The 12,788-nt window shown below is 46.7% G+C and carries 11 protein-coding genes; all 11 read right to left on the bottom strand.

All coding sequences use genetic code 11. The features are described from left to right. Nucleotides 1–2: 2 nt before the first annotated feature. The 11 genes from GVN16_RS10255 to GVN16_RS10305 all read right to left on the bottom strand — a co-directional run bounded on the left by GVN16_RS10255 (nucleotide 3) and on the right by GVN16_RS10305 (nucleotide 12,736). Nucleotides 3–4,349 carry a CusA/CzcA family heavy metal efflux RND transporter gene (locus tag GVN16_RS10255; protein ID WP_166563788.1) on the bottom strand — a complete coding sequence of 1,449 codons (4,347 nt, stop codon included), beginning with the start codon at nucleotides 4,347–4,349 and terminating at the stop codon, nucleotides 3–5. A gap of 85 nt (nucleotides 4,350–4,434) precedes the next feature. Continuing rightward, nucleotides 4,435–4,830 (bottom strand): hypothetical protein, encoded by a 396-nt coding sequence (locus GVN16_RS10260; RefSeq protein WP_166563789.1) that lies wholly within the window; start codon nucleotides 4,828–4,830, stop codon nucleotides 4,435–4,437. A gap of 134 nt (nucleotides 4,831–4,964) precedes the next feature. Beyond that, nucleotides 4,965–5,198 carry a (4Fe-4S)-binding protein gene (locus tag GVN16_RS10265; RefSeq protein ID WP_166563790.1) on the bottom strand — a complete coding sequence of 78 codons (234 nt, stop codon included), beginning with the start codon at nucleotides 5,196–5,198 and terminating at the stop codon, nucleotides 4,965–4,967. Next, nucleotides 5,195–5,587, bottom strand: coding sequence for an OsmC family protein (locus GVN16_RS10270; protein WP_166563791.1), 393 nt, complete (start codon nucleotides 5,585–5,587; stop codon nucleotides 5,195–5,197). Before GVN16_RS10270 ends, GVN16_RS10265 begins: the two co-directional genes overlap by 4 nt. Before the next feature lie 9 nt (nucleotides 5,588–5,596). Further along, nucleotides 5,597–6,022 carry an SRPBCC domain-containing protein gene (locus GVN16_RS10275; RefSeq protein WP_166563792.1) on the bottom strand — a complete coding sequence of 142 codons (426 nt, stop codon included), beginning with the start codon at nucleotides 6,020–6,022 and terminating at the stop codon, nucleotides 5,597–5,599. Between the two features lie 64 nt (nucleotides 6,023–6,086). Then, a complete protein-coding gene (locus GVN16_RS10280; RefSeq protein ID WP_166563793.1) occupies nucleotides 6,087–7,520 on the bottom strand; it encodes a S41 family peptidase in 1,434 nt (477 codons plus the stop codon). A gap of 111 nt (nucleotides 7,521–7,631) precedes the next feature. Beyond that, nucleotides 7,632–9,149 carry a glycoside hydrolase family 32 protein gene (locus tag GVN16_RS10285; protein ID WP_166563794.1) on the bottom strand — a complete coding sequence of 506 codons (1,518 nt, stop codon included), beginning with the start codon at nucleotides 9,147–9,149 and terminating at the stop codon, nucleotides 7,632–7,634. 123 nt (nucleotides 9,150–9,272) lie between these two features. Then, complete coding sequence (locus GVN16_RS10290; RefSeq protein ID WP_166563795.1) at nucleotides 9,273–9,824, bottom strand: CopD family protein; 552 nt, start codon at nucleotides 9,822–9,824, stop codon at nucleotides 9,273–9,275. 72 nt (nucleotides 9,825–9,896) lie between these two features. Next, a complete protein-coding gene (locus tag GVN16_RS10295; RefSeq protein WP_166563796.1) occupies nucleotides 9,897–10,286 on the bottom strand; it encodes a VOC family protein in 390 nt (129 codons plus the stop codon). Further along, complete coding sequence (locus GVN16_RS10300; protein ID WP_166563797.1) at nucleotides 10,261–10,965, bottom strand: phosphoribosylanthranilate isomerase; 705 nt, start codon at nucleotides 10,963–10,965, stop codon at nucleotides 10,261–10,263. Before GVN16_RS10300 ends, GVN16_RS10295 begins: the two co-directional genes overlap by 26 nt. Nucleotides 10,966–11,074: 109 nt before the next feature. Then, on the bottom strand, nucleotides 11,075–12,736 hold the full coding sequence (locus GVN16_RS10305; protein WP_166563798.1) for an AMP-binding protein: 1,662 nt from the start codon (nucleotides 12,734–12,736) through the stop codon (nucleotides 11,075–11,077). Between the last annotated feature and the right edge of the window lie 52 nt (nucleotides 12,737–12,788).

Below are 12,788 nucleotides of genomic sequence, written 5' to 3' on the forward strand. Positions count from 1 at the left end.
TGTTAGTCTTTTGAATTGAAGAAACGGAGACTGATGACACTTTCATTGAAAGCCTGCAGGGCATCCAGGTAATTGCTTTCAAGGGTGATCGACTGGTTGGTGAGCATTACCCAGTCCAGGTAGTTGATTTCCCCGGCGTTCAGTTGTTCCTGGGCCGTCAGACGGATAAGCCTGGCATTCGCCAGACCTGATTGTTCAAGGTAATCCAGGGTTTGCTGCCTGTTTTGGTATTGTACCCAGGCGTTTCCATATTGCGTTTCCAGCTCTTTTTTCTGAAGTTCAATTTGGTTTTGTGCCACCATTTCGCCCACTTTTGAGGCGTTGATCCTTGATTTCTGAGACCTGGTGAACAAAGGAATGCCTACTGCCACCTGGGCCGAAGTGAAACGTTGGGAAGCAGAATAGACAACATTGTCGGCCCCTGTGCCCCGGATGCTCATGTTGTTGAGCCCGAAGGTAATTTCCGGCAGCAGCCTAGACTTTTCCACTCCTGTGTTGGCTTCTGCTACTCTGACCTGTTGTTCTGCCAGCTTTAGCATGGGATGTTCGTTCAGCACTCCGGCTTGAGGCCCCAAAGTCATTCTGAGGGAACCGCTCTCCGGGTCGCCGGTTGTTTCCACATTGAGTAACCACTTGAAATGGAGCCTGCTCAGTTCAATTTCCTGGCGGAGGTTTTTGAGCTGAAGCTGAATGTGCCCCAACTGAATTTCTGCCGTTGTTTTTTCAAGCACATTGCTTTCTCCTTTATCAAAACGAAGCCGAGATTTTTCAAGAAAAGCAGCATAAATGCTGTCTGCTTTTATCAGTAGTTTTTCTTTTTCCTTTAATACCACCAAAGTATAAAATGCCTGTGTCACCCACTTTTTGAGCTCGGCCTCTTTTAGTGTCGTACCGATAAGGGCTGATTTCCACTCTTCTTCCAGCCACTTTTTATGACTGGCATACACTTTCGGAAAACTGAGCGACTGTGACAGCCCAAAGCGGGTATCCGTATAGATGCTGTTGATCCGGCCGGCCTCCAGACTTACGTTGGTGGCAGGAATATTTTTATAAGAAGCGATCAGTTTTTCCTGATAGGATGCCCTCAGGTTTTTGTCTTTGATCTCCAGGTTATTTTTCAGGGCTGTTTCGACGGCTTTCTCCAGGCTGATGGTCTGCTGGGCCCGCAGATCCGGAATCATAGCGAATAAGAGAATAGTGACGGCAATGACACCCTTCGGAGATTTTTTTATTTTACCTGTTTTTTCAAAAATCACATAAAGTACAGGCAAGACAAACAGGGTCAGGAAAGTGGCAATCATCAGCCCGCCGATGACCACGGTGGCCAGGGGTTTCTGCACTTCTGCTCCTGCTCCGCTACTTAAAGCCATCGGAAGAAAACCTAAGGACGCCACAAAGGCGGTCATCATGACCGGTCGCAATCTGAGCTTGGTGCCCGTGATCACGATCCTGTGGAGGTTTCTCAGGCCGGACGTTTTGAGGCGGTTAAATTCGGCAATCAATACGATCCCATTGAGAACAGCTACTCCAAAAAGAGCAATAAAACCCACCCCGGCACTGATGCTGAAAGGCATGCCTCTTAAGGCCAGCAAGAAGATCCCCCCGATAGCTGAAAGCGGAATAGCGGTATAAATCAAAAGACCGTGCCTGACAGAACTGAATGCAAAAAACAAGAGGATAAAGATCAGGGCCAAAGAAACCGGAACGGCCACCATAAGGCGTTTTTTTGCTTCATTGAGGTTTTCAAAAGCACCACCATAGGTGACATAATATCCTGAAGGAAGCTTGATCTGGGCCTCTACTTTTTGCTGGAGTTCATTGACAATGCTTTGGACGTCCCTGTTCCTGATGTTGAAACCGATGATGATCCTGCGTTTGGCGTCTTCCCGTTGTATCTGGTTAGGGCCGGTTTTGATGGCTACGTCTGCGAGTTGATATAGAGGAATCTGGGTGCCCTGCGGGGTTGGAATGAGGAGATTCTGTACGTCTTCGATGCTTTTTCTGCCCTGATCCTGAAGTCTGACCACCAGGCCGAAACGTTTTTCGCCTTCAAAGACCAAGCCTGTGTTCTGACCCGCAAAAGCCGAATTGACGATTTTGTTAATGTCAACGATGTTCAGATTATACTGGGCTATACTAGCCTGTTTAAATTCTATGACGATTTGTTCCATTCCAGTGACTGGTTCTACATATAGATTCTGACTACCTTCCACTGTATTGACGATCTTACCCAGTCGCTGGGCATAATGGGCGAGCGTGTCCAGGTTTTCACCGAAAATCTTGCAGACGACATCCTGTCTTGCCCCGGTCATCAGCTCATTGAAACGCATCTGGACAGGAAACTGGAAACCGACCGTTACTCCCGGCACGTCGGCGAGGGCTTCGGTCATTTTTTCCGCCAATTCATTGAAGGTTTTGGCGGAAGTCCACTCTTCTTTATTTTTAAGAATCACCATCATGTCACTGGCCTCCATGGCCATCGGGTCGGTGGGAACCTCCCCACTTCCGATTTTGGTTACTACTTTTTCAACTTCCGGGAAACGGGTTTTCAGAATGTGGGCTGTTTTCTGGGTCGATTCGATGGTGGTGTTGAGGTTACTTCCGGTCAGTACGCGTGTTTCGACCGCAAAATCGCCCTCTTCCAGGGCAGGAATGAACTCACCGCCAAGGGTACCGAGCACCAGCAATGCCGAAACGAAAAGAGCAAGCACCACACCAATCACTATTTTCGGGAATTTGAGAATCCGGAAAATAGCCTTCTGATAGGCATTTTCGATTTTAGCCATGATTCTGTCCGACAGATTAGCCTCATGCTTGATTTTCTTAGTCAGCACCCAGGCACTCATCATCGGGATGTAAGTCAGAGAAAGAATAAATGCTCCCAGTAAGGCAAAAGCCACGGTTTGTGCCATGGGTTTGAACATCTTACCTTCGATACCATGAAGGGTGAAAATAGGAAGGTAGACGATCAGGATAATCACCTGGCCGAAAACGGCAGAGTTCATCATCTTACTGGCGGAAAGATTGACCTGGTGATCCATTTCATCCTGAGAAAGGTGATCGCGGCGGGTAAATTGCTTACTATGCGACAACTGGTGCATGACGGCCTCGACGATGATCACAGCCCCGTCCACGATCAGTCCGAAATCCAGGGCTCCCAGACTCATCAGGTTGCCGCTGACGCCAAACTGGTTCATCAGGATAATGGCAAACAACATAGATAAAGGTATGACGGAAGCAACCAGCAGACCCGCCCTGAAATTTCCGAGAAACAATACCAGGATAAAAACGACGATCAATGCTCCTTCCAGCAGGTTTTTCTCAACGGTACCAATGGCATTTTCCACCATCTTGGTGCGGTCAAGGAACGGCTCGATGATTACCCCCTCCGGCAACGTTTTTTGTATCTGGGCCACTCTTTCCTTTACATTTTTGATGACCTGGTTGCTGTTGGCTCCCTTGAGCATCATGACTACCGCTCCGGAAACTTCTCCCTGGTCATTGTAACACAAGGCTCCGTAGCGGGTCGCATGACCGATGTTCACCTGGGCCACATCCCTGATAAAGAGGGGGTTGCCACCCCGGGTAGATTTGACAGAGATGTTCTCTATGTCTTCTTTGTTTTTGATCAGTCCTTCTGTCCGGATAAAAAGAACGGCGGGACCTTTTTCGATGTAAGCTCCCCCGGTATTCTGATTGTTCTTTTCCAGGGCTCCGAAAACGTCGGATATACTCAGGCCATAAGCCTGCAACTGCTGAGGATTGACGGCAATTTCATATTGTTTGAGTTTACCGCCAAAACTGCTGACTTCAGCCACACCTTCCACGCCGAGCAATTGGCGGCGAACGATCCAGTCCTGGATGGTCCGGAGTTCTGTAGCATCAAATTTATTTTCATACCCAGCCTTTGGTCTGACGACATACTGGTAGATTTCGCCGAGACCGGTGGAAATCGGCCCGAGTTCAGGTACACCGATGCCGGGAGGAATTTCCGTCTGCACTTTCTGAAGCCGTTCAGCCACCTGCTGTCTGGCCCAGTAAATGTCAATGTCGTCTTCAAACACAATGGTGACCAATGACAAACCGAAGCGGGAAAAACTACGGATTTCTTTGAGTCCGTGAATATTGCTGTTGGCCTGTTCAACCGGAAAGGTAACCAGGCGTTCGATATCCGTAGCTCCGAAAGAAGGGGCGATGGTAATGACCTGTACCTGGTTATTAGTGATATCAGGTACGGCATCTATAGGCAATCTGGTGGTTTCATAGGCACCATATCCTATCAGGGCCAGCGTAAACAGCCCGATGATGAGTTTATTCCGGATGGAAAACCCAATGATTTTGTTTAACATGTGTCTGTCGATTTTTGAGAATAGAAAAAATACACGAAATCACAAGCACCTTGTGGTGTTTGCCATCATGATCAGATCAAAAAAATCAACAGAACTTAGGAGGCTGCCAGATGTTGGAAGAGTAGGAAGAGGGGATAAATACCTTTTCATAAATGGTGCAGGTAGTTAAACCTATGGCAACGGCATCAGCAGGTAAATGCAGAATGGTGGTCACCGGCTCTGCAATAAAGGCCAGAATATTTAAGGTGATATAACCATCATTTGATTTGAAAGGAAGCTGCATATCTTTCGCATCATCATCGTCTCTGAGATCGTCACCAAAATAATGAAGGGTCATAAACTCCCAAACCGTAAGATTATGGTTAAGTCCCCTGTGTTCAATATAATGCTCGACAAAAAAAGGAATTTTAAGCAACTGATAGAGTTCAGTTGTAGAAATCAGGTAAACTGACAATAATGATATGGAGATCCATTTTTTCACCAGCTCAAAAATAAGGTGAAAATCATGTTTTTACAAGCGATAGCAGACAAAATAGCTTAGAATATGGGATCAAAACCCGGTGTCCGGAGTTTTGGTATCCGTAAAATGCAATGGGCAGCTATTTAAAAAGGGTTTTACTTATCTTCATTCATAAAATAACTCAAAGCCCCGCTCGGGCATCTTTGTACCTGGGTGATGATTTTCTCCGTGGGAGCACCTTCCGGCACGATCCAGGGTTTTTCTCTGGGTTTAAATACTTCCGGGAGGGCAGCTTCGCCTCTCCAGCAGATGGTCGAATGAATACACATGGAAGGTTTCCAGACGATGGTTACTTCTCCGTTGCTGTATTTTTTAGTGATGTCTTTCATTGCAGTCCGGTATTGATGAGTATGGGGTTACTGAGTGTTTTATGAATGAAACATTGATTGGCAATCTGGAGCAGACGTTCTCTTTGTTCGTCTGTCAGGTCACCTTTCAGGCTTATTTCACGGTTGATCCTTGAAATGTTCAGGGCCTGATCTCTTTCGAAAGTTACAATGGTTTCCACACTTTCCAAAGGAAAATTTTTCCGGTCGGCGTACATCCTCAGGGTAACGGAAGTGCAGGTGCCCAGGGCAGAGGCGAGTAGTTCGGATGGCGAAAATCCAAGGTCTGTCCCTCCGTTTTCGACAGGCTCATCGGCGATGAGCTGGTGATTATGGGCTGTGAGTGTCGTCTGATAATGTTCTTTACCGATGTTTGCTTTGATAGTGGCCATGTTTTTGGGTTATAAACTTTCTGATAATTCCTTGATTTTACGGGCGGAGGTTTCTGCAAATTCAACCGAGGCCTGGTGATACTCCTCTGCCTTGGGCAGGGGCGAAAAATCTCCGATGGTGATCAGCAGGATGGTTTCTCCCTGCCCGGCTTTTAACTCATATGCATAGGAAACGTCATAGGCTTCTGGTGCCAGGGCCACTTTCGGAAGATAAAGACCAAACTTCAGCAAATGAGGAGGCTCAAAAACTGTGACGGTCATTTTTGAATAGCCTATCCATTCAATCACCGAACCCAGGGCCACTGTCTCTTCCTCAAAATCTTCCGGAACCTCGTCCCATTGCCTGATATACTTCGTTTTTGACAATACTTCCCATACTTTATCTGCCGGGGCATGTATAATGATGGAATGACTTACGATCGATGGAGCACTCATGTTTTTGTCATTGATGATATCCAAAGATCGTAAAAAACAGGAACTAAGTAAAGAGGAAAAGGAGTTATTTCCGGCTCTGTAAATCCTTCACTATAAATTTAATCCACTGATCCTGGGGTAGATTGACTTTTACCTGCGGTGCAAACCCGGTTTGATCAATCGGATGGGTATCTGTCCAGTTCGATTTTGAGTTGGGAATGGTCAGGTAGAACTGTTTCAGCGGGAGTGGCGTCGGGACAGACATGCCCTCATAGTCCATCATGCCCACGGTATTGAGACCGTAGGTTGTGGTCTTTTTACTCTGCCTGGACAAATAAAAAAAGTATTCGGCTGAGCTTCCGCATAAGTCATCGACGATCAGGGCGATTTTTTTGGGATACCGGGTTATTGAATCCAGGGGAATCGTCACACCCGGGGTTTCGTAAAAGGTCTTTTTGGTTACGGGGATTTCTTCATAGGCTTTTGTGAGAGAAGCCATGTAGCTGTCTGTAAAATACTTTTTCATTTCTGCCGGAACGGGATTTTTGACTGTCGGTTCCATCTCTGCAATTTTCATTTTTACGTTGTCTTCCGAGATTCTCAGAAAACTGTTACCCTGAGCCACCGGGTTGGTCATAAAATAAGGGAGAAAGTAAATCCAGCCGGTATTGCCGCCGCCGTTTCCCCGCAGGTCCACAATCAGGTTTTCAGTTTTCCTGATCAGGGCATCATTTTTATTGACCAACGCTTCAATTTTATTGTCGTTGTTCATGAAAGTGGGAATTTTGAGCAAGGTCGTTTTCGCGTCAACCTGCTGAAAGTCAAGGCCGTTGTTGTTGTTCGCCCACAAGCTTAACTCTTTCTCTTCGGCGGCTGTCATTGTTTTCGGATATATCTTGCCCCAAAGTTCAAAATTCCAGAGCTGAAGCAGATTTCCACGTTGTTTGGCGAATCTTTCAGTACTCGTAAAAACATTGTACTGATTCAGTGAAAAACCTTTGGCGTGCCTGGTCAAAGTGAAATAAACGAGGCCCTGCTTCAGGTCTTTCCTGCTTGTTTCGAGAATAATTGCTTTGAATACGTCTTTTGAGGTTTTCTTAACTGCCAGCTGAATGGATGAGTCGGGGCTGATCCACACACCTTCCACAGGATCAAGGCCCTTCACATCAAAATAATTCCTGCTGATGGTGACAAACTCTTCAGTGGCATCTTCACGGTTCCGGTAATTAAATCCGAAGTGTTTGTCTTTAAAAAATTTAATGTATTCAGAAATGATGTAAAAGCATTTTTTGGCGGAGGTTTCCGGAGCGGCTTTTTCCTTCAGTTTCTTTACGAGGGTTTCATACGCCGGGCGGGTCTTGGTGTTTATTTTTGTCGGGAAACCTGCGTAGTTCAGTTCTGTTTTTTGTATCGTAATGTCAAGGTTTTCAAGGCATTGGCATTGAAGGTCTTTCTGGCTGTAGGCAGATAAAGTAAAAGTCAGACAGGCGAAAAGCATGCCGGTAAAGCGTAATTTCATATGATTTTTTTATAAGGTTGTACAACTGCAGGTGGCAAGATAGCAAAATGATGTAATTCTTCAAACGTCCGTTGAACGTTTGAAGGAGAGATTATTTTACAAAATGAGCTGTTACCATGTCCCTTTTAACTCAAAGCCTTCAGCTTTTATGACTTTAAGAGAACCGGTATTCTGAAGTAATTTCAGTGTTTTGAAATCTTCGTTCGGGAAGAAAATATCACTCATCACCACCGAACCGTCGTCAGCAAAAAGCTCGGCAGTGGAAGTATCGAGCAGCAGTCTCATTTTCATAATATTACTTCCTGAGACCCTTTTGGCGGTATGTCTGGCGGCAAAAACATCAGAAAAAGTCCTTTTGCCCGCTTCTGTCCTGTCTATATAAAACTGACCAGCCTTAACGTCAAATCCGACAATGATTTTTTCGCCTTTTTTATTGGAGATCTCAAGGCCTATATCGGTTGAGGTGGTTTTGGAAAGGTCTATTTCCAGTAAAACCTCCTGAAGGGCTGAGGTGGCATGGTATGGCTTCTTCATGTCCAGAACAAACCGCGATTTCCTTAGTTTTTCGACTTCTTTCACGGGTTTGGAAGCTAAAAGCGTCAGGTTGCCTGATTTGAAAAGGCTCAGTTCACGGGGCAAGGTCATCACACTCCGCCACTTTTCGGTGGGCACTTTCTGGGAATAAGCCCAATTGCTCATCCATCCAATAAACAGACGTCTGCCGTAGGGAGCATTGTTCCAGGTTACACCGGCATAATTATCGGTTCCATGATCCACCCAAAGTGTGGTAGAGGCCGGATTGTCGTTCTTGAAAGTCTTTCCGTCAAATGTCCCTACAAAATACTCTGTTCCCGAGCCGCCGTTTGGAGCACCGTTGCCCAGACTGACCAGCATCACCCATCTGGATTTGCCATCTGCAGTCAGTTCAAACAGGTCGGGGCATTCCCAGGGTTTGCCGGGGGCTCCTTGTCCCGGCCCGAATTCGCTGGCTTTTGTCCAGGATTTCAGATCGGGCGAGTTGTAAATATGGGCACGGTCGCCGGCTGCCAGGATCATTACCCATTGGCCGGAAGCTTCATGCCAGAACACCTTGGGGTCGCGGAAATCCCTGATGCCTGATTCATTTCTGATCACCGGATTGCCTTCATATTTGGTCCAGGTCCTTCCTTTATCGTTGCTGTAGGCTATTCCCTGGGTCTGAAAATCCGATTTACCTGCTTTTTCACCTTCCATGAGGTGATAGGTAAACATAGCGACCATAGGGGCATTTGGCCCCTGTTTAAATCCTGAAGTGTTTTTGGAGTCGATCACCGCACTGCCCGAGAAAATATAGCCGTGTTTATCCGGAAACAAAGCTATGGGAAGATTCTCCCAACGCAACAGGTCTTTACTGACGGCATGGCCCCAGTGCATGGGCCCCCAGACCGTGGCCTCCGGATAATATTGATAAAAAAGATGATATTCACCCTCATAATAGACCAGTCCGTTGGGATCGTTCATCCACTTGGCGGGTGGCGAAAAATGGAACTGCGGTCTGTGTTCTTCGCGGTAGTCGGCAGAAGGGCTGTTTTGAGCCAACACCTGGATCGTGATAAAAAGGCAAAGAAAAAGACAGGCTGAAATTTTCATGTTGTACCGGGTTGAATGATGAACCGCCGGGTTAAGGGGTTTAAGCTTCAATTTAGGACAAATTATTCAGCCGGGAAAATTTCTTGTGACGATATTTTTAAAAAATGAAACGGAGACGGGAGATCACTTGCGGTTCTTTCTTTCCCTGGAAATCTTGACCAGTTTAACCGCCGACATGATGATCACGGCAAACGCTATGAGCCCTGCGACTCCCCAGAGAAAATCGATGGTGTTTTTGAGGACTACGAGGAAAACGATGGCAAACAGCAGAATGGTAGCCACTTCATTAAAAAGCCTCAGCTGAAAGCCTGAAAACCGGAATTTGCCTTCTCTCACTTCAAAAAGGAGTCTTCTTAAGGTAAAATGGTAAGCCACCAGCCCGAGTACAAAGAGCAGTTTCAGATGCAGCCATGAATACGAAGCAAAGGCATCCCACCAGAGCCAGTAAACCATGATGGTGCCGGAAATCAGGGTCAGCCACATGGCAGGCACCATGATGGCGTTGAACAGCAACTTCTGCATCCTGATGTATTCTTTTTGCAGAATGTCTCTTTCGTTGGCGGGTCTGGCATTGCTTTCAGTGTGGTAAACCAGCAGACGGGGCAGATAGAAAAGCCCGGCAAACCAGCTGACAACAAATATAATATGGATGGCTTTGACGTGATCGTAGGTCATTAATTTACTGAGTTAGAAGTGCAAAAGTAGGTACTCAGAGGCCAAAGAAAAAGGCGTTAAGGTATTTTCTCATCATTGGCCGGCAAAGGGCAAATCAGAAGAGGGTCCGGTGCCGAATCTGAGCACGTGCCCGTCAGGGTCTTCAACCAGCATTTCGAAAGCCCAGGGGTAATTGACTGGCTCTTCCCTGATGATGGCCCCGTTGGCTTTTAATGCTTTATGAAGGGCATGAATGTCTCCGTCAAAACCTACCCAAAGCCAGGTGCCGGCTTGTCCCTGGTCGCCCTGGCACAGGTAAATACAAAAACCGTCGCGGCTGATGCAGGTGAAATCTACGGCATCTTTACCCCATTCTTCCTCTTCAAAGCCAAGAACGTTAAGGTAATACCCGCGGCTGATGTTCAGGTCTTTGACATTCAGCACCGGGTTGATGCATTCAAGCCGGATATTTAGCTTTTCCATGATGGAGATGGGTTTGGTCGTTTTCAACCGCCTCAAAAAACTTCTCGAGTTTGTAAGGATCAAGTTTCCCCTCCGTCCGGACGCTGCTGCAGAGATCGAGTCCGAATGGCTGAACATGCTCAATAGCCAGGCGGACATTCTCAGGATTCAGCCCACCGGCCAGGAAAAGCGGGATGTCTATGCTTTCCCTGATCTTTTTACTGAGGTCCCAGTTGTGTACGCGGCCTGTTCCGCCCAGCTCTTTTACCGCCAGGTTGGGGTTGCCGCTGTCCAGCAAAAGACAATCTACAAAGGCAGATATTCTGATGGCTTCTTCCACCGTTTTTTCGTCAATCACGTGGATCACCTGCACGAGTTTTATGCCCGGCAGGGCATCTCTTATCTGCTGGTAAGTGCCGTCACTGAGTTCATCCACAATCTGCACCGTATTGGTTTTTACCTTTTGCTGATGTCTTATAATGGCAGAGGCTGAGGTCTCACTTGTGAGCAGAAATGTGGCAACCGGCGGCGGAACAACGGCCGCAATCTCAGCAATCATCTCATCTGAAATAACGCCCGGACCGCTGGGCATACGACCCACAAGACCCAAAGCCGAAGCTCCGTATCTGATAGCGGTCAATGCTTCTTCCCGGCTGCTGATGCAGCATATTTTTACGCGTGGTTTCCTCGTGCCGTACATATTTTAGTAAGATTTATGCCCAAATATGTGACAAAATCTGAAACCGATCAAACGGCCATTGTTATTTTATTCAGGAAAAACAGGCCGGGTTTTAATTTCAGATCATTTTTTACTTAAAAACAACCTCTCCCGAAGCATTGTACCAGCTTTCGAATTCCGGACCGAATTCTTTTTCAATAACCCCCCTTTTGATTTTGAGGGTGGGGGTGAGTTTGTTGTTTTCTATGGTCCAGGGTTCGTTTAATACAATTATTTTATTCAGTTTTTCGTAGGATTTGAGTTTGGTGTTTAACGTCCTGAGGTTTTCTTCCAGGTTTTCTGTGATTTCCTGTTTCGACAACTTTTTACCGAGATCTGATAGCACCACCAGGGCCATGGATTGCGGCAGGTTTTCACCCACTACGCATACCTGCTCAATATTGGGGTTGATCGCAAAACCCACTTCAATCTGGGTGGGAGCCACATATTCACCTTTGGAGGTTTTGTATAATTCCTTGATTCTGCCGGTAATGGTCAGGTAATTTTCGTCATCCAGTTCACCCACGTCGCCCGTGTGGATCCAGCCTTCCGCATCAATGGTTTCGGCGGTCATTTTGGGTTCTTTATAGTAGCCGATCATGTTCCAGGGCGATCGGGTCTGTATTTCATGGGTGCCTTCAGCAATCCTGACTTCTATTCCCGGATAAATCTTGCCGACAGTGCCGTCTTTGATTTTGTCTTTAGGCATGATGCATACCACACCCAGGTTTTCGGTCATGCCGTAGGCTTCCTGTATAATGATGCCGAGTTTTCTGAACCATTTGATCAGGCTCGAAGGCATGGGAGCCGCCCCGGTTACGGCCAGTACCGTATCACTCAGCCCCAAGCCGTCCCTGATTTTCTTTTTGACAAGGCCATTGATCAGCGGAATTTTTAACAGGAAATCAAGTTTTTTCTGTGACATCTTACCCAGTATACCCAGCTGGAATTTTGTCCATATCCGGGGCACAGCCAGAAAGTGGGTTGGACTGGCCGACTTAAGGTTTCTGGCGAAAGAGTCAAGGCTTTCGGCAAAATAAATGGTGCCGCCTGAGGCGATGCCAATGGCTTCCACGATGTTTCGTTCTGCGATGTGAGACAATGGCAGATAGGAGAAAAAACGGGTCTGGGGAATGTCCAGTTTTGAAAAATCACGGGTATAGTAAATGGCCTCAGACATGGCTTTGAAGGCCAGCATCACACCTTTGGGGTTTCCGGTAGTGCCTGAGGTATAGATAATCGTAAATAAGTCGTCAAGCTGGGGATAATGGTTTTCGGTCAGTGGCTGATGTTTGCTCAGAAGATCATTCCATTGCCAGTGCTCCGTGTCCAGGTTATAGGTGGGAAAAGAAATGCATTGGACGTTTTCGGGGATACCAGGCTTCATGGCCGCCCAGTCGTCCAGTTTGCCGACAAACAGGTAGGTACATTCTGAGTGGATCAGAACCTGCCTGATCTGATCCCCGGCCAGGGTAGGGTAAAATGGCACAGACACATGTCCTGCCATCATGATGGCCAGGTCAGTGATGATCCATTCTGCACAATTTTTTGAAACCAATCCTATATTACTTTTATCCGGCAGTCCGAGGCTTTTGAGAAAAGCTGCTATCCGCCTGACCTGGTCTCCCGTCTCCTGCCATGTGAAATCTTTGAAAGTATCTCCAAAAGGCTGCCTGAGGAAAATATCCTCTGCTTTGTTTTTTTCAAAATGATAGAAATAGTCAAGAAAGGTCTTGTTTCGGGTAATTTCCATGGGGTTTATTATATGATTTCGTAAAATAATTATAAAATTCCGGGAAAATGCT

The organism is Emticicia sp. CRIBPO, from assembly GCF_009905725.1.
GTDB lineage: Bacteria > Bacteroidota > Bacteroidia > Cytophagales > Spirosomataceae > Leadbetterella.

Excerpts from the sequence above, each read along its gene's own strand:
- GVN16_RS10255 (WP_166563788.1), bottom strand. The coding sequence starts at position 4,349 with ATGTTAAACAAAATCATTGGGTTTTCCATCCGGAATAAACTCATCATC.
- GVN16_RS10295 (WP_166563796.1), bottom strand. The coding sequence starts at position 10,286 with ATGGAAAAGCTAAATATCCGGCTTGAATGCATCAACCCGGTGCTGAAT.
- GVN16_RS10305 (WP_166563798.1), bottom strand. The coding sequence starts at position 12,736 with ATGGAAATTACCCGAAACAAGACCTTTCTTGACTATTTCTATCATTTT.
- GVN16_RS10300 (WP_166563797.1), bottom strand. The coding sequence starts at position 10,965 with ATGTACGGCACGAGGAAACCACGCGTAAAAATATGCTGCATCAGCAGC.
- GVN16_RS10270 (WP_166563791.1), bottom strand. The coding sequence starts at position 5,587 with ATGGCCACTATCAAAGCAAACATCGGTAAAGAACATTATCAGACGACA.
- GVN16_RS10285 (WP_166563794.1), bottom strand. The coding sequence starts at position 9,149 with ATGAAAATTTCAGCCTGTCTTTTTCTTTGCCTTTTTATCACGATCCAG.
- GVN16_RS10290 (WP_166563795.1), bottom strand. The coding sequence starts at position 9,824 with ATGACCTACGATCACGTCAAAGCCATCCATATTATATTTGTTGTCAGC.
- GVN16_RS10265 (WP_166563790.1), bottom strand. The coding sequence starts at position 5,198 with ATGAAAGACATCACTAAAAAATACAGCAACGGAGAAGTAACCATCGTC.
- GVN16_RS10280 (WP_166563793.1), bottom strand. The coding sequence starts at position 7,520 with ATGAAATTACGCTTTACCGGCATGCTTTTCGCCTGTCTGACTTTTACT.
- GVN16_RS10275 (WP_166563792.1), bottom strand. The coding sequence starts at position 6,022 with ATGAGTGCTCCATCGATCGTAAGTCATTCCATCATTATACATGCCCCG.